This window comes from Chroococcidiopsis sp. CCNUC1 (genome assembly GCF_023546805.1).
Lineage (GTDB): Bacteria > Cyanobacteriota > Cyanobacteriia > Cyanobacteriales > Chroococcidiopsidaceae > Chroococcidiopsis > Chroococcidiopsis thermalis.
Map to the genome: position 1 here is coordinate 780,488 of NZ_CP097480.1, position 16,169 is coordinate 796,656.

Below are 16,169 nucleotides of genomic sequence, written 5' to 3' on the forward strand. Positions count from 1 at the left end.
AAAAGGCTGAAAACTCTAAGCTTCTGCTAAATCTTCTAACTGAGTAGTAGTTAAACTCCGCAAGCGTTCTTGGACTTCAGGTTCTATCGTTCCAAGGCGGCGGGTGAGTTGGCGTAGCACAACTGCTAACTCGCCTTCCTGCTTGCCTTGTTGTATGCCCTTTTGAATAATATCTTGATAAATTACGGATTCCCGCATAATTTCCTCTCGAAATAGTTGTTGAATTAAATTCTGCTCAAATCTTAGCCCTGCTATAGCAGTTCTAAATGATTTGTAAAGTAGGCTTCTAGCCTGCCGCAGGCTAGAAGCCTGCTCGTTCATGAATCAAATAGGATTGCTATATTAGGGGATCTTGCAATAAGGTAACTATTTTTTTTCGATCCCCCAACCCCCTTAAAAAGGGGCTAAGAAAAAATTACATATGCAGTTAATACTAATATTTAACTCAAGGGGGCAAATATGGCTGAGCTTACTAGAGATGAATTTCAATGCAGATGGAAACGCAGATGAATGCTGATGTTGGTGCAGCCGCAACCATTGGGTACGCGGATGAAGAGTGAATGCAAGCAAGATATCTATTTTGACTTTTGATTTTTAACTTTTGACTTGCTCGATCTCATCGATCGCCACTTAGTCCTAAACTATTTGATGGAGTAGCTGGGATAAGAGGTAGTTGTGAAATTTCTCTTCGTAACCGACTTAGATAACACCCTCGTAGGTGACGATCGCGCCTTGTCAGAATTAAACCAAAAACTAAGTTACCATCGCCACGTACACGGCACGAAGATTGTTTATGCAACAGGGCGATCGCCCATACTATATCAAGAATTGCAACAGGAAAAAAATCTGATCTCCCCTGATGCTTTGGTTGCGTCAGTGGGGACGGAAATCTATCTCGACGGGATTGATAACTCTTATACTGCTTGGTCGGAACAACTCGATATAGGCTGGGATCGCGATAAAATTTTAGCGATCGCAGCTCATTTTGCCGATCTGACGCTACAAGCAGATTCAGAACAGCGTCCCTATAAAGTTAGCTTTCACTTGGCTCGAACTGTAGCAGCAGAACTATTACCTCAATTGGAATCTACCTTGAAACAGCAAGGCTTAGAAGTCAAATTAATCTATAGTACCGGAACCGATTTAGATATTCTGCCCTTACGCGGTGATAAAGGCTTAGCAGTCAAGTTTTTACGTTCAACTTGGCAAGTTTCCTCAGAAAAAACAGTCGTGTGCGGCGACTCTGGTAACGATATTTCCATGTTCGCCACCAGGGAAACCAAAGGAATTATCGTTGGTAATGCCAGTTCTGAATTACTAGAATGGCACGAAGCAAACCCAGGTGGCGATCGCTACTTAGCCCAAGCCCCCTGTGCAGGTGGTATCCTAGAGGGCTTAGGTCATTTCGGTTTTTTGGGATGATTAGCTATCTCAAGGGTACAGTTGCCAGCATTATCAAAAGTAGCAGCAATCGCGTCATCCTGATTCTAGAGGTGAACGCTTGCGGCTATGAAATGCAAATTCCCTCCCGACTATCGCAGGAACTAACTGCTGGCGAACAGACACAAATCTTTACCCATCTCCAAGTGCGGGAAGAACAGCCATCACTGTACGGTTTTGGTTCTAGCGTACAACGAGACTTATTTCGCTTGTTAATCGGCGTTAGCGGTATTGGTGCGGCACTGGCGATCGCTTTATTAGATACTTTTGATATCTCCGATCTGGTACAGGCGATCGTCAGCAACAATACCCAACTCCTGCTACAAACCCCTGGTGTGGGTGGCAAAACTGCCGAACGCATTTGTTTAGAACTGAAAAGCAAATTAGTCAGTTGGAGTCAAACAGCTGGACTCGCCACAACGACAGCCGCCATACCCCTAGCCCCAAATATTTTAGAAGAAGTGCAAGCCGCACTCCTCGCCGTCGGCTACAGCCCCAGCGAAATTTCTCAGGCACTAACAGCTGTCAGTCAAAACGCCCTCGTACCGAAAAACGCCAGCCCCGAAGAATGGATGAAACAGGCGATGACTTGGTTGAGTAGCCAATAAAGTAAGTCAAAAGTCAAAAGGCAAAAGTCAAAAGAATGGAACCCTGTTGGCGATCTCTTTATGGCTAATATTCAGGAAGTAGCGAGCTTTCGAGCAAATGAAGAACTCATGGTACAAGCGCGAACTTGTAGTAAATTGAATTGTCCTAGTTCATCCGCTGTTTGCTATAAATGCGTAACAGCACAAGTTTCAAAATTTTGACTTTTGACTTTTAACTTTTGACTTATTTTTAGGTAACAATAGTCTGCGTATCGCTCCTGTTAGGGCAAACACGCATGAGTGTGGCAAAACGTCAACTTCCCAGATTGATTCGATTTTCTGGTCGTCCCAGCCTTTCCTTACAACTGACAGCGATTGGCTTAGCGATTACCCTGATTTTTTTAGGCATAGCAATACTCGCTCCAGTATTTCAAACTTGGGGATGGATTCAAAACCCTACAGAATCCCTGATTAACCCAATTCACGATCCACCTTCCCTCAAGTATTTATTTGGCACGACGCGCCAAGGTTATGACGTATTTTCGCGCACGCTATACGGCACTCAAGCGGCGTTGCAAGTGGTGGTGTTAGCCACAGCCTTTGGTTTAATTATTGGCGTACCTTTAGGTTTAGTCAGTGGCTATCTCGGTGGCAAACTCGATCGCATATTGTTATTTTTTATGGACACGATCTACACGCTACCAGGACTTTTGCTTTCGGTAACGCTAGCCTTTGTCGTCGGTAGAGGAATATTAAATGCTGCGATCGCCATCAGTATCGCCTATATTCCCCAATATTACCGTGTCGTCCGCAACCACACCGTTAGCGTCAAAACCGAATTATTTGTCGAAGCTGCCCAAGCTATGGGAGCCTCAACCGGAAGAATTCTAACTCGATACCTCTTTTTCAACGTCGTGCAGAGCGTACCAGTATTATTCACTCTCAATGCTGCCGATGCCATTTTAACGCTGGGTGGCTTAGGATTTTTAGGGTTAGGACTGCCAGAAGAAACACCAGAATGGGGTCACGATCTGCGTCTTGCCCTCGAAGCACTGCCAACAGGAGTATGGTGGACGGCGCTTTTTCCTGGCTTAGGCATGACATTAATGGTTGTAGGATTGTCTTTACTGGGTGAAGGCTTAAACGAATTTATCAACCCCCGTTTGCGAAAAGACAGTTGGAGTCAAACACCACCATAATGAATTCGGAATTCGGAATTCGGAATTCGGAATTAAATCAAACACCTCACAACGCCAGTTGCTCATGGGGGTAACCCCCAAGACCGCACTGGCTCCCCCACACCCCACACCCCACACCCCACGACCCGTTCATCGGTTATCTTTGAAAAGCCTTGTTTGAAAAAGTAAAGACGATGAAAGATCCGATATCTTTAGTTGCTGCTGCTGCTGGTGGTTTGATGCTTTCGCTTGCTGCTGCGAGTATTATTCATGCCGCACCCGTAACAGCTTTGAAATCGCAGCCAAATGTAGGAGTGTCTCATGGCACAACTCTACAGCGATCGCTCGGTCAAAATAAACAAAGTAGATATTGCGATCGCAACTGGCAGCAAAATCAGTGACCAGTGACCAGTGACCAGTTATCAGTTAACGTCAGCTAACAACAAATGACAAATGACAAATGACCATCAAGTCATCGGTATCGATTTGGGCGGTTCTGCAATTAAGTTAGGGCGATTTTTGCCGGATGGGACTTGCTTGCAGTCTTTAACCGTACCTACGCCCCAACCAGCTACGCCAACAGCGGTACTATTGGCAATGGTAGAGGCGATCGCTCAAGTCGATCCGCAACGGCAAGCGGTGGCGATTGGTGTCGGAACTCCCGGTCCCGCTGATGCGGCGGGGCGAATTGCGAAAGTTGCGATTAATCTTCCTGACTGGTACAACGTTCCTTTAGCCGATTGGTTAGAAGCAAAAACGGGTTTACCGACAGTCGTTGCTAACGATGCCAATTGTGCGGGCGTAGGGGAAGCGTGGTTGGGGGTAGGGCGCAAGTTCAAGCATTTTATTTTATTGACTATAGGTACGGGTGTCGGTGGGGCAATTATCCTTGATGGCAAACTATTTAGCGGGCATCGCGGCGCGGCTGGGGAACTGGGGTTAATCACCTTCAATCCTGATGGTCCACCCTGTAAAAGTGGCAATCAAGGCTCTTTAGAACAGTACGTTTCGGTAACAGCGATCCGACGGCGCACGGGCAAGGAACCAGCCGAGTTAGGCGCTTTGGCTGAAGCTGGAGATCCCGCGGCTTTGCAATTTTGGTCGGAATATGGTAAGGATTTAGGAGCAGGGTTGGCAAGTCTGGTATACGTACTATCGCCAGAAGCAGTGGCGATCGGTGGTGGTGCGTGTGCGTGTGCGGAGTTTTTCTTTCCTGCAACATGGGCTGAAATTGAGCGTCGAGTTGAACCCTGTTCCCGCGAGGGTTTGCAGTTAGTTTGCGCCGAGTTAGGCAATCAAGCCGGAATCGTGGGAGCGGCTAAATTGGCTTTGACAAAGGTAGTTGGTAACTGGTGAGTGGCTAGTGACTAGTGACTGGTGACTAGATAAACAGCCACTAGCCACCAGCCACTAGTCACTCTCTACTGATAACTGAATAATGAGAAATGAATTAAGATTTGCTGCTTGTATGTGGCTGCTGAGCCGCTCGGTGGTAGCAGTAGCGATGTTATTCATTGCACCTGCACTACCAAAACCACCAGGAGGCGTTATTCCTAATTTTGGTTGGCGAGTTTTTTCTCATTGGGATAGCGTCTTTTATCAACAGATTGCAACTTCTGGTTATGCAGGAGACAATGTTGCTTTTTTTCCGTTGTTTCCTCTGTGTATCCGTGCTTTGATGCTGCTGGGGTTATCAGCAGAAGTGGCGGGGGTATTAGTAAATAATTTGGCGTTTTTAGGCGCATTATTATTACTAGCTAATTGGATGGCTCGGCAGTATGGAACCAATGCAGCCCGGTGGAGTGCAGCCGTATTAGCTTGGTGTCCGCTGTCGTTGTTTGGTACGGTAGTCTACACGGAAGGGCTATATTTACTTTGCAGTACGGCAACCTTACGCGCTTTTGAATTTAAGCAGTATCCTGGGGTGGCGCTGTGGGGAATGTTGGCAACGGCGACTCGCCCAACTGGAATTGCGATCGTGCCTGCCTTAATTATCGCTGCTTGGAAAGAGCGCCGCCAATCGATCGCCTATCTTGCTAGCTTGGCAGCTGGCAGCGGTCTATTACTCTACAGCCTCTACTGTAGGATTTATTTAGGCGATTGGCTGGCTTTCGGACGCGCCCAGCAGGAATGGAAGCGATCGCTAGGGGTTGACGTACAAGGTTGGTGGAAGATGCTGATGCAAGTTGTTGTCGGCACTGCTAACTGGAAGTCTGGAAGGATCGAAGATCCGCTGCATCCGTTGTTGTTTATCGCGATAATTGCTTTGGCTTATTGTCTTTGGCGCTGGCGTAGCCGATTCAATCCAGTTAAGGTAGGCTATGGTTTTTGCGTACTCGTTTTGGCTTTGTGGCTGTTAGCAGGCGATCCGTTGCTGAATACGGTTGCTGTTTTAGGTGGTATCTATTTGTTATGGCATATGCGCCACCAACTAACTACTATAGCGATCGCCTATGGTTTTTGTGGTTTAGGATTGTTACTTGTTTCTGGTAGTACTTGGTCATTGACTCGGTTAGTTTACGGAATCATCTCGTTACCAATTGCACTTAGTTTATTACTCTCCCGCCATCCACGTTGGGGATATATAACATTAGTTTTTTTCACCATTTTACTAATCTTATTCTCAGTCAGATTTGCCCAAGAACTTTGGATAGCCTGAAATCAGTTATCAGTGACTAGTGACTGGTGGCTAGTGACTAGAAAGGAGTCCAGCCATCAGTTTGATGATTGAAAAAATCTCAGTTACGCCAGCGCGTAACGCACCAAAAACTTAGAGTGATGCGTTAGCGTTAGCCTTTGGCGTAACGCATCCTACGTATATTTCTGTCAACTGTTAACTGTCAACCAACAACAGATGACAAATGACGAATAACAAATGACAAAATATTACGATTTTAAGTAATTAAGCTAAACAATGTTGTTTTGTGGAAGCAGAGATTTTATCTCTACTCAAACCAACAAAGGGAATTTTGCCATGAGTCATGGTTTGAAGCATAAACCACCAAACGAGTTATCGAACAAGGAAAACGAAACAGTTTTTTATCGTTTTGTGGCTCGGTTTTTTGCTAAATTAGCAGCTACTTTTTTGGCTGGTATCCGCCTTTTTACCTCATTTTTAGCTCGGCAGATTGGAGGAGATCGACTATCGAGAAAACTCAAAACTAGTATTACGATCGCCCTACTTGTGATTTTTACAGTCTTAACCGGACATACTGTATCAGCACAAGTTGGTAGTCCGCCAATCGTACCTTTAAACCAAGTATCCATTCCCGAACCCGACAATATTGGCGAATTTATTCGCAACAAAACCGCTGCGATCGCTTTGGGAAAAACTTTATTCTGGGATATGCAACTCGGTACGGACGGTAATGTCACTTGTGCCACCTGCCACTTTAAAGCAGGTGCAGACAGCCGCTCTAAAAACCAAATCAACCCAGGATTAAAAGCAGGCGATCGCGTATTTAATCTTGCTGGCGCACCTAATTACCAGTTAACAGCGGCAGATTTTCCCTTTCATCAGCTAGAAGACCCCAATAATATCGCCTCTAGGGTTATATCTGACAGCAATGATATTGCAGGCTCCCAAGGGGTATTTCGAGCTGATTTTGTCGATATCGTGCCTGGAAGCGATAAAGATAACGTCACGCCACAGCCAGATGATATCTTCAGAGTCCAAGGTATCAACACGCGGCGCGTCACAGATCGTCACTCTCCAAGTGTTATCGATGCAGTCTTTAACTTCCGTAATTTCTGGGACGGCAGCGCCCAAAATATATTTAATGGAGTCGATCGCTCTGGCTTGAGAAACCCAGAAGCTTTAGTCTTACAAGCCGCTAACCGCAGGCGCTTGCGGGATGTACCAGTCAGAATTAAAAATTCGTCTTTGGCTTCCCAAGCCGTAGCACCCATAACCACAGCAGTTGAGACAGCAGCTGAAGATTTGCCAATAGCACCATTAGTCATCGATTTATCTGATACGGATAACACCGTGAGGGTGAGGGATACTAACGGTAATTTAGTCGATAGTAACAGTGCCGATATCGCCGCCTCAACAGATGCGATCGCGGAAACTAGCGCTACGACAGCACAATCGACTCGCCGGAGAATCATCAGGAGAATAGGGAGAAAGGCAGGTAAAAAACTCCTGGCTTTGCCACCTTTAGCAAAACAGCGCGTTGCTGCCGATGACAGCGTTTTAGGAGCTTTTAGTAAAGCACCTCAGCCAGGTTTAAACAAAACCTACGAGCAGATGATTCAAGAAGCTTTCCAACCTCAGTGGTGGGACTCTAACATGGTGATTCGCGTCAATCCGAATACGGGTAGGCGGAGATTCTATCGCCGACCGCGAAATCGCCCTCTATCAACAATTGAGTATACGCTGGCGGAATACAATTTCTCGCTATTTTTTGGATTAGCAGTTCAAGCCTATGAATCTACTCTAGTTTCCAGCCAAACGCCCTTCGACCAATTCTTAGCAGGAAACCGCAGTGCTTTTACCCCGCAGCAACAGCAGGGATGGCAGCTTTTCACTCGCAGGGGTTGTATTGGCTGTCATGCAAGTACAGAACTAACTGCGGCTTCGTTTCGGAATGTTTCTGGTCGTGGCAGAATCGGTAGAGCGCCAATTCCTGGAACCCCTGTGGAAGATACGGGATTTTTTGCCATTGGAGTTAGACCTCCACAGGAAGACGTTGCTTTAGGTGCTGATGATGGGTTTGGCAATTCGCTCTCTGAAGCACGGTTGGCACAGCAAGGGAAATTCTCGCAACTATTAGGAGAAAATCCACCCACGCTCGATCCACCCCTAAGTCCCAGCGATACCATCCTGGCGAATGGAGCCTTCAAAACTCCAGGACTGCGAAATGTGGAACTGACTGCTCCTTATTTCCACAACGGCGGAACTTTGACTTTGGAGCAAGTGATAGATTTTTACAGTCGCGGTGGAGATTTTGGCGGTTTGCCAGTGCTGAATTTGACCACTAATGAAAAACAAGCGTTCGTCGCCTTCCTACGCGGACTGACCGATGAGCGAGTTCGCTTTCAAAGAGCGCCCTTCGACCACCCACAGCTTTTTGTTCCCAACGGACACCCAGGTAACCAAAATGCTGTAGTTAATGATGGTAAAGGACAAGCCACAGACGATTTGCTAGAAATTCCTGCCGTGGGACGTAATGGAGGCAATCCGATTCCAGATTTCCTGTCTAATTTCTCTACGACGGGGACAACTTTGAGTCAGTAAACAGTTGTCAGTTATCAGTTATCGGTTGTCGAGACGTTACATATAACGTCTCTAGGAGATTTACGATCGCCTAGCCCGATTTGTCGGGCTTTTTTCTTTCACAATTATGATGGCTAATATTCGGTATATCTAGATTAGCGATCGCCATATGTAAATGAAAATCAGCTATAAGAAATTTGCAACGATCTGCATTCACTCGCCCTAATGTAACAAGTAAAACTTATCCTCTCAATCCCAGTTAACGCTAATATTAGCTGGGGTGGCGTGACCGAAAGGGGATCGGATTAAGAGAAAATAAAACTAACACAGTCAGTCCTGATGCTCAATGAGCGTACCTGATACATCGCAACTGATACATCGCAACTGAATACAAAGAGTATGGATTTAGCCAATCTTGCAACCCAGTTGAATGCTGGGACGATTTTGCCAGAGAGTATCGTCCTCGTTACTCTCATGGTGGTTTTAGTTGGTGACTTGATTGTGGGTCGGAGTTCCTCGCGCTGGGTTGCTTATGCAGCGATCGCAGGGCTGCTTGGTTCCATAATCGCTCTCTATTTTCAATGGGATATTGCCAATCCAATAGCTTTCTTAGGCGGCTTTAATGGTGATGACCTGAGCATAGTTTTTCGCGGTATTATCGCGCTGTCTGCCGCTGTCACCATTTTGATGTCAATTACCTACATCGAAAAAAGCGGTACTGCTTTGGCGGAGTTTCTCGTCATTTTGCTCACTGCTACTTTAGGCGGAATGTTCCTCTCTGGAGCAAACGAGCTGGTGATGATTTTTATCTCTCTAGAGTCTTTAAGTATTTCCTCTTACCTGCTGACGGGATACACCAAACGCGACCCCCGTTCTAACGAGGCGGCGCTGAAATACCTATTGATTGGTGCTTCCTCTACAGCCGTCTTCCTTTACGGCGTATCCCTACTCTACGGACTCTCGGGCGGACAAACTGAACTGAGCGCGATCGCCACTGGAATCGTCCAAGCTAACGCGGGTCAGTCTCTCGGTCTGGCGATCTCCCTCGTCTTCGTCATTGCGGGAATTGGCTTCAAAATCTCCGCTGCACCTTTCCACCAATGGACTCCAGACGTTTATGAAGGTGCGCCCACTCCAGTCATTGCTTTCTTATCTGTAGGTTCTAAAGCCGCTGGGTTTGCCCTTGCCATTCGCCTTCTTTCTACTGCTTTTCCCTTACTTTCTAGCGAGTGGAAGTTTGTCTTTACCGCCCTCGCTGTCCTGAGTATGATTTTGGGTAACGTCGTTGCTCTAGCTCAGACCAGCATGAAACGGATGTTGGCTTATTCTTCCATCGCCCAAGCCGGATTCGTCATGATTGGTTTAATTGCGGGTACAGAAGCAGGATACGCCAGTATGGTGTTTTACCTGTTGGTATATCTGTTCATGAACCTGGGCGGCTTCTGTTGCGTCGTTCTATTCTCCCTCCGCACCGGAACCGACCAAATTAGCGAATACTCAGGTTTATATCAAAAAGATCCCTTGCTGACTCTATGCCTCAGCATTTGCCTGCTGTCTTTGGGAGGTATTCCACCATTAGCCGGTTTCTTCGGCAAGATCTATTTATTCTGGGCTGGCTGGCAAGCTGGACAGTATGGATTGGTATTGCTAGGACTAATTACCACCGTAGTTTCAATTTACTACTACATCCGTGTCGTCAGGATGATGGTGGTCAAAGAACCGCAGGAAATGTCCGATGTGGTGAAAAACTATCCCGAAATCAACTGGACTTTATCAGGGATGCGTCCGCTACAAGTGGGTATCGTACTTTCTTTAATTGCGACATCTCTAGCTGGAATTCTCTCTAACCCACTATTTACCTTGGCAAATAATTCCATTGCCAATACGGCGATCCTACAACCCATCATTATCAGCTCCGCAGGAGCGCAAAGCTTTGCACCAGTACCTAAAACTTCGCCACCAGTAAGTTTGACAGATCGGACTTAATTGCTTACCTTTTAGCAGGAGACAATTCAATTCGCAATTGGCGATTTGCAATTCGCAATTACTCCTGACTCTTATGGGCGGGTTCGAGCGAAGAATTATTTGTGCCAGTACAGATCTGCGAAAAAACCCGCCCCTACGACTTCCGCTCGCCGATCGCTTTGTACAGACGTTACATGTAACGTCTCTACTGATAACTGGTAAGATCTTTAAGGTTTCTGGAACTGTCATCAATGGGAAAGACTCGCGCACGAATCGCAATAGACGCTATGGGGGGAGACCATGCACCCGCCGAAATTGTTGCTGGTGCTCTGCGAGCAAGGGACGAATTAGGCGTAGAGGTCATACTGGTGGGCGATCGCCACTCTATTGAAGCCGTCTTGCCCGCTAATACTAATCTCGGTCAGCTAGAAATTGTCCCTGCCCAAGGGACGATAGAAATGCACGAGGAGCCTCTGAGTGGCATTAGGCGCAAGCCCAAAGCTTCGATTAACGTAGCAATGAATTTGGTCAAGCAACAACAGGCAGATGCCGTAGTCTCAGCCGGACACTCAGGTGCAGCGATGGCATCGGCATTATTACGTTTAGGAAGACTATCTGGAATCGATCGCCCAGCGATTGGAGCCGTGTTTCCCACAATCGTTGCTAGCAAGCAAGTTTTGATCCTAGATGTGGGTGCAAACGTCGATTGTCGCCCCAAGTTCTTAGAACAATTTGCGGTTATGGGGACGGTGTACAGCAAATACGTTCTAGGTATTCCCGAACCTAAAGTCGGTTTACTAAATATTGGCGAGGAAGAATCCAAAGGGAACGATCTTGCACTTCAAGCTTACCAATTGCTCCAAGCCAACCCTAAAGTTCCATTTGTCGGAAATGCCGAAGGGCGAGATATTCTCTCGGGTGATTTTGATGTAATCGTGTGCGATGGCTTTGCTGGTAACGTGCTGTTGAAATTTGCCGAAGCAGTGGGAGAAGTATTGCTGCAAATCCTGCGCGAAGAATTACCCCAAGGATTGCACGGTCAGTTAGGCGTATCGCTGTTGCGACCAAACCTGAAACGGATCAAGCAGCGGGTAGATCATGCCGAACATGGAGGCGGATTGCTTTTGGGTGTCGCAGGGATCTGCATTATCAGCCACGGTAGCTCTCAAGCGCCGTCGATTTTTAATGCCATTCGTCTGGCAAGAGAAGCAGTAGATAACGAAGTGCTAGAGCGAATTCAGGGTTCGGTAGCGATCGCGGAAGAATGAGGAGCGAGGAGCGAGGAGCGAGGAGCGAGGGAAAAGTTTAACCCCCTCACCCCTCACTCCTTACTCCTCGCCCCTTCTACAGGGAGAAGCATGGTACAACAATCAGGCGTAATTATTACAGGTAGCGGTTCTGCCACACCAGCAACCGTGTTGAATAACCAGAGTTTCAGTCAGCTGGTAGACACATCCGATGAGTGGATTAGGAGTCGCACGGGCATTGGTAGCAGGCGGCTAGCCACGACAGCGGAGTCCTTAAGCTCGATCGCCTCTGCTGCTGGACGAGAGGCGATCGCGATGGCAGGCATTACGCCAGCCGAGATCGATCTGATTCTTTTAGCAACCTCCAGCGCCGACGATCTGTTTGGGAGTGCTTGTCAAGTCCAAGCACGGCTGGGCGCGAGTAATGCTGTAGCCTTCGATCTGACCGCAGCTTGTTCGGGATTTGTGTTTGGTATGGTTACTGCTGCCCAATACATCCGCACGGGAGTCTATCAGAACGTTTTGCTGATTGGGGCAGATGTGCTATCTCGTTGGGTAGATTGGGAAGATCGGCGTACCTGCGTCCTCTTTGGCGATGGTGCGGGAGCTGTCGTGATGCAAGCAGACAAACGCGATCGCTTACTCGGATTTGAACTCAAAAGCGACGGTACGGAAAACCACTGTCTCAACCTCAGCTATCAGGGCAAACCGAAACAACTCATGGATGGCGTGGAAGTGACTCAAGGAACTTATCAACCCATCACCATGAACGGTAAAGAAGTCTATCGTTTTGCCGTGCAGAGAGTTCCAGAAGTCATTGACAAAGCCCTGTTTCGTGCCAATCTCACTGTTGACAACATCGATTGGTTGCTCCTACATCAAGCTAACCAGCGCATCCTCGATGCCGTAGCCGATCGCTTGAAAATTCCCGCCCGTAAAGTTATTAGCAATCTCGCCCATTACGGCAACACCTCCGCCGCCTCCATTCCCCTGGCACTCGACGAAGCAGTCCGCCAAGGACAAGTGCAACCCAACCACATCATCGCCGCCTCTGGCTTTGGCGCAGGCTTGACTTGGGGAGCCGCCATCTTTCAATGGAAGTAGGTGAATCAGTTATCAGTGACCAGTTATCAGTGGCTAGTGGCTGGTGACTGGTGACTAGCCACTAACCACGAGCCACCAGCCACTCACAAATGACAAATGACAAATGACTAAAACAGCATGGGTATTTCCAGGGCAAGGTTCGCAAGCAACTGGCATGGGGATGGATTTGTTAGAAATCGACTATGCCAAAGATAAGTTTGCCCAGGCAGAAGAAATTTTAGGTTGGTCTGTTGTTGAAATTTGCCAAAGCGAAGATGATAGCCTGTCGCGCACGCTCTACACCCAGCCTTGTATGTACGTTGTAGAATCTATTCTTGCTGACTTGTTACGGCAACAAGGACGACAACCAGACTTAGTAGCAGGTCATAGCTTAGGAGAATATGCTGCTCTCTACGTTGCTGGCGTGTTTGATTGGTCGTCGGGATTACGCCTAATTAAACGCCGTGCCGAACTGATGGACAGCGTTTCTGGTGGGATGATGGCGGCTTTAATTGGTTTCGATCGCACCCAGCTAGAAACTCAACTGCAACAAATGTCTGATGTTGTCCTGGCAAACGATAATAGCCCAGCTCAGGTCGTAATTTCTGGCACTCCCACCGCCGTGCAAGAGTTGATTGCTAACATCAAAACAAAACGGGCTATGCCCTTAAAAGTATCGGGAGCCTTTCACTCGCCATTTATGGCAGCAGCCGCTAGCGAGTTTCAACAAGTATTAGAAACCGTAAGCTTTAACACGGCAACAATTCCAGTTTTATCGAACGTGGAACCAGTGCCAACTGTAGATGCGGCGATTTTAAAAGATCGCCTGGCACGCCAGATGACAGGTGGAGTTCGTTGGCGCGAGACAGTTCAACGCTTTGTAGAAGCAGGCGTGCAACAGGTAGTAGAAATTGGTCCAGGTAACGTCCTGACCGGATTAATCAAGCGGACTTCCCCTGACTTAGGTTTAGAAAATATTAGTGGTAAGTCGTAAGTTGACAGTTATCAGTGACTGGTGGCTAGTGGCTAGTGGCTAGTGGCTAGTGGCTAGAACTGCTTCCTTGTCCCCCTTGTCCTCCTTGTCCCCCGATTCCCGACTCCCGATTCCCGACTCCCGCCTCCCGACTACCGATTCCCCATGCCAAGAGAACGCGAACCATTTGCCAGTCTGCTGCTGTACTACCTATTTAAATATTCGGTAGTCAGTCCGATGCTGCACGCTTATTTTCGGGGACGCATTTTTGGCGCGGAAAATGTCCCCCAAAAGGGATCGTTGGTGGTAGTGAGCAATCATGCTAGTTACTTCGATCCGCCACTGCTCTCGGCTTGTATGAGACGACCAGTGGCTTACATGGCAAAAGAAGAGTTGTTTGACGTTCCGGTTTTGAAGCAAGCAATTGAGTTGTACGGTGCTTATCCAGTCAGTCGCGGGGCGGGCGATCGCAAGGCTATTCGTGCTGCACTAAAATGTTTAGAAGCAGGCTGGGCAATTGGCGTGTATTTAGAGGGAAAGCGCACGCCTGACGGACGCATTACCGATCCCAAACGCGGAGCCGCATTACTCGCTGCCAAAGCTCAAGCTCCACTTTTACCCGTCAGCCTGTGGGGAACTGAAAAAATTTTAATGAAAGGTTCTGCCGTTCCCCGTCCCGTCCCCATCACCGTAAGAATTGGCGAAGTCATTCCCCCTCCTACTTCCACTGATAAGGAAGAATTACAAGCCATCACGCGACAGTGTGCTGCCGTGATTACTACGCTACACGAATTGGGAAGATAATCAGTTATCAGTGGCTAGTAGCTGGTGGCTAGTGGCTGGATTCTTTATCTAGTCACCAGTCACTAGCCGCTAGCCACTCACTGCTACCTCATAAACGATAAACTGTAAAAATATTCTCATAACTTCAGATTGATGGAAGATTTAAGAACAGAACTGGCAGAAAGTTTAGATAGAGCTGAGTGGGAGTGGTTAATTCCTCATGCGATGCGAGATGCATTAGTAGTTGTTGCACCACAGCTCGATATTCTTGATGTTGGAGTGGCGATCGCGAATGATAACGTAACTGCGGTACAACATTGGATCGGTGAAGCATTGATTGCTAAGCCTTCTACTCATCAACTTTCTGATTGGAATAGCGATCGCGCTAAGCAGTTCAATACTTTGATCGTCCAGCCATACGTCCTCGTACAAGAGCTATCTGCTGCTTGAGGTAGGTGATTATTTCCAGCAGCTACCGTATGCTGTATTCCTAGCTGGAAACCTATGTTAAGCAAATAGCGATCGTACTTATGAAGCCAGATATGCAGGAACCACCGAATTTTTGGGAACGTTTAAATAATTTGGTATTGGTGCGTTTCTTGCTATTTTTTCTTTCTGGTTGGGCTTCTATCTTGCTGCTGAAATATTTCGAGGATGTTATTGCAATCTTCTCATTTGCTGCGATTTTAGCGTTTTTGCTCAGCTATCCCGTACAGTGGTTGCAAAAATACTTGCCTCGCTATGTAGCAGTTGCTATAGTTTTTCTGGTGAGTTTAGTATTAATTATTGCGCTCACAATTACTGTTGGTTTATCCTTAGTATCTCAAGCACAACAGCTAATTAATAGTATTACAGCTTTTTTAAACTCTTTAATTCCATTGGTAGAAAACCTAGAGGTCTTTCTACGCAATCGTAACATTATAGTCGATCTAAATGCAATTCAACAGCAGTTACAAAATCAAATTCTCTCAGGACTGAGTGTAGGTTTAACTTATAGTTTTTCTACTATTCAAATATTTTTTACTAATTTTCTCAATTTAATTTTAATTGCTGTAGTTTCTTTTTTTATGCTGCTCGACGGTCAACGGCTTTGGAGCCTAATCTTAAAGTCTGTACCGAAGAATCGGCGGGCAAGATTTGAACTTATTGTGAAGCGGAAATTTTCTGGTTTCGTACAAGGTCAACTCATTTTAATGTTATTCTTAACGACTTCTAGCTTTATAGTTTTCTTAGTATTAAACGTACCTTTTCCTTTAATTTTAGCAGCAATTGTAGGGGTGTTTGATGCAATTCCTGGGATTGGAGCAACTTTAGGAGTTGGAATTATTTTTCTAATTGTTTTATCTCAAAATGTCTGGCTGGCATTAAAAGTATTAGCTGCTTGTATTATTTTGCAGCAGATTCAAGATAATTTAATTTCTCCTAGAGTGATGCAAGGTTCTTTAAACGTTAATCCAGTCGTCATCTTTTTTGCTTTATTAGTAGGAGCAAGAGTAGCAGGATTATTAGGTGTTTTTCTAGCTATTCCGATTGCTAGCGTGATTGTCAGTTTGTTTGAAATTGATGAAATGAAAGCAGAAGTGTCTTGAATGTCATTGGTCATGGGTCATTTGTCATTTGTGACGAGTTTTTATCGTAGGGTGGGCATTGTCCACGCTACCAGTAACATAAAGATTTTTAAACTAGGGGATGTGA

General features: G+C 46.6%; 15 protein-coding genes. 14 read left to right on the top strand and 1 reads right to left on the bottom strand.

Annotated elements, in window-relative coordinates:
* Positions 1-15 precede the first annotated feature (15 nt).
* Positions 16-321 (bottom strand): DUF4351 domain-containing protein, encoded by a 306-nt coding sequence (locus tag M5J74_RS03650; RefSeq protein WP_250015403.1) that lies wholly within the window; start codon positions 319-321, stop codon positions 16-18.
* A 354-nt stretch (positions 322-675) separates the two neighbouring features.
* Between M5J74_RS03650 and M5J74_RS03655 the strand changes: the two genes are divergently transcribed.
* From M5J74_RS03655 to M5J74_RS03720, 14 genes are all read left to right on the top strand, one after another.
* Positions 676-1,422 (top strand): sucrose-phosphate phosphatase, encoded by a 747-nt coding sequence (locus M5J74_RS03655; RefSeq protein ID WP_106217636.1) that lies wholly within the window; start codon positions 676-678, stop codon positions 1,420-1,422.
* Complete coding sequence (gene ruvA, locus M5J74_RS03660; RefSeq protein ID WP_250015405.1) at positions 1,419-2,048, top strand: Holliday junction branch migration protein RuvA; 630 nt, start codon at positions 1,419-1,421, stop codon at positions 2,046-2,048. Before M5J74_RS03655 ends, ruvA begins: the two co-directional genes overlap by 4 nt.
* 275 nt (positions 2,049-2,323) lie before the next feature.
* Positions 2,324-3,226 (top strand): ABC transporter permease, encoded by a 903-nt coding sequence (locus M5J74_RS03665; RefSeq protein ID WP_250015407.1) that lies wholly within the window; start codon positions 2,324-2,326, stop codon positions 3,224-3,226.
* Between the two features lie 173 nt (positions 3,227-3,399).
* Entirely contained in the window at positions 3,400-3,606 is a 207-nt protein-coding gene (locus M5J74_RS03670) for a hypothetical protein (protein ID WP_015152780.1), read from the top strand.
* A 52-nt stretch (positions 3,607-3,658) separates the two neighbouring features.
* Positions 3,659-4,561, top strand: a complete 903-nt coding sequence (locus M5J74_RS03675; RefSeq protein ID WP_106171320.1) for an ROK family protein — start codon at positions 3,659-3,661, stop codon at positions 4,559-4,561.
* An 82-nt stretch (positions 4,562-4,643) separates the two neighbouring features.
* Entirely contained in the window at positions 4,644-5,864 is a 1,221-nt protein-coding gene (locus M5J74_RS03680; protein ID WP_015152782.1) for a mannosyltransferase family protein, read from the top strand.
* Positions 5,865-6,179: 315 nt separating this feature from the next.
* Positions 6,180-8,444 carry a cytochrome-c peroxidase gene (locus M5J74_RS03685; RefSeq protein WP_250015408.1) on the top strand — a complete coding sequence of 755 codons (2,265 nt, stop codon included), beginning with the start codon at positions 6,180-6,182 and terminating at the stop codon, positions 8,442-8,444.
* A 378-nt stretch (positions 8,445-8,822) separates the two neighbouring features.
* A complete protein-coding gene (locus M5J74_RS03690; RefSeq protein ID WP_106167610.1) occupies positions 8,823-10,409 on the top strand; it encodes an NAD(P)H-quinone oxidoreductase subunit N in 1,587 nt (528 codons plus the stop codon).
* 230 nt (positions 10,410-10,639) lie between these two features.
* Positions 10,640-11,656, top strand: coding sequence for a phosphate acyltransferase PlsX (plsX, locus tag M5J74_RS03695; RefSeq protein ID WP_015152785.1), 1,017 nt, complete (start codon positions 10,640-10,642; stop codon positions 11,654-11,656).
* Between the two features lie 90 nt (positions 11,657-11,746).
* Complete coding sequence (locus M5J74_RS03700) at positions 11,747-12,739, top strand: beta-ketoacyl-ACP synthase III (protein ID WP_250015410.1); 993 nt, start codon at positions 11,747-11,749, stop codon at positions 12,737-12,739.
* Positions 12,740-12,842: 103 nt separating this feature from the next.
* Positions 12,843-13,712 carry an ACP S-malonyltransferase gene (gene fabD / locus M5J74_RS03705; protein ID WP_250015411.1) on the top strand — a complete coding sequence of 290 codons (870 nt, stop codon included), beginning with the start codon at positions 12,843-12,845 and terminating at the stop codon, positions 13,710-13,712.
* Between the two features lie 144 nt (positions 13,713-13,856).
* Entirely contained in the window at positions 13,857-14,495 is a 639-nt protein-coding gene (locus tag M5J74_RS03710; RefSeq protein WP_015152788.1) for a 1-acyl-sn-glycerol-3-phosphate acyltransferase, read from the top strand.
* A gap of 132 nt (positions 14,496-14,627) precedes the next feature.
* Positions 14,628-14,924 carry a DUF2288 domain-containing protein gene (locus tag M5J74_RS03715; RefSeq protein WP_015152789.1) on the top strand — a complete coding sequence of 99 codons (297 nt, stop codon included), beginning with the start codon at positions 14,628-14,630 and terminating at the stop codon, positions 14,922-14,924.
* Between the two features lie 80 nt (positions 14,925-15,004).
* Positions 15,005-16,063, top strand: coding sequence for an AI-2E family transporter (locus tag M5J74_RS03720; RefSeq protein WP_015152790.1), 1,059 nt, complete (start codon positions 15,005-15,007; stop codon positions 16,061-16,063).
* The last annotated feature ends 106 nt before the right edge of the window (positions 16,064-16,169 follow it).

What these genes read in the sequence shown, in the direction of transcription:
- M5J74_RS03650 (WP_250015403.1), bottom strand. Translation starts at nt 321, where the DNA reads ATGAACGAGCAGGCTTCTAGCCTGCGGCAGGCTAGAAGCCTACTTTAC.
- ruvA (WP_250015405.1), top strand. Translation starts at nt 1,419, where the DNA reads ATGATTAGCTATCTCAAGGGTACAGTTGCCAGCATTATCAAAAGTAGC.
- M5J74_RS03665 (WP_250015407.1), top strand. Translation starts at nt 2,324, where the DNA reads ATGAGTGTGGCAAAACGTCAACTTCCCAGATTGATTCGATTTTCTGGT.
- M5J74_RS03670 (WP_015152780.1), top strand. Translation starts at nt 3,400, where the DNA reads ATGAAAGATCCGATATCTTTAGTTGCTGCTGCTGCTGGTGGTTTGATG.
- M5J74_RS03675 (WP_106171320.1), top strand. Translation starts at nt 3,659, where the DNA reads ATGACAAATGACCATCAAGTCATCGGTATCGATTTGGGCGGTTCTGCA.
- M5J74_RS03680 (WP_015152782.1), top strand. Translation starts at nt 4,644, where the DNA reads ATGAGAAATGAATTAAGATTTGCTGCTTGTATGTGGCTGCTGAGCCGC.
- M5J74_RS03685 (WP_250015408.1), top strand. Translation starts at nt 6,180, where the DNA reads ATGAGTCATGGTTTGAAGCATAAACCACCAAACGAGTTATCGAACAAG.
- M5J74_RS03690 (WP_106167610.1), top strand. Translation starts at nt 8,823, where the DNA reads ATGGATTTAGCCAATCTTGCAACCCAGTTGAATGCTGGGACGATTTTG.
- plsX (WP_015152785.1), top strand. Translation starts at nt 10,640, where the DNA reads ATGGGAAAGACTCGCGCACGAATCGCAATAGACGCTATGGGGGGAGAC.
- M5J74_RS03700 (WP_250015410.1), top strand. Translation starts at nt 11,747, where the DNA reads ATGGTACAACAATCAGGCGTAATTATTACAGGTAGCGGTTCTGCCACA.
- fabD (WP_250015411.1), top strand. Translation starts at nt 12,843, where the DNA reads ATGACTAAAACAGCATGGGTATTTCCAGGGCAAGGTTCGCAAGCAACT.
- M5J74_RS03710 (WP_015152788.1), top strand. Translation starts at nt 13,857, where the DNA reads ATGCCAAGAGAACGCGAACCATTTGCCAGTCTGCTGCTGTACTACCTA.
- M5J74_RS03715 (WP_015152789.1), top strand. Translation starts at nt 14,628, where the DNA reads ATGGAAGATTTAAGAACAGAACTGGCAGAAAGTTTAGATAGAGCTGAG.
- M5J74_RS03720 (WP_015152790.1), top strand. Translation starts at nt 15,005, where the DNA reads ATGAAGCCAGATATGCAGGAACCACCGAATTTTTGGGAACGTTTAAAT.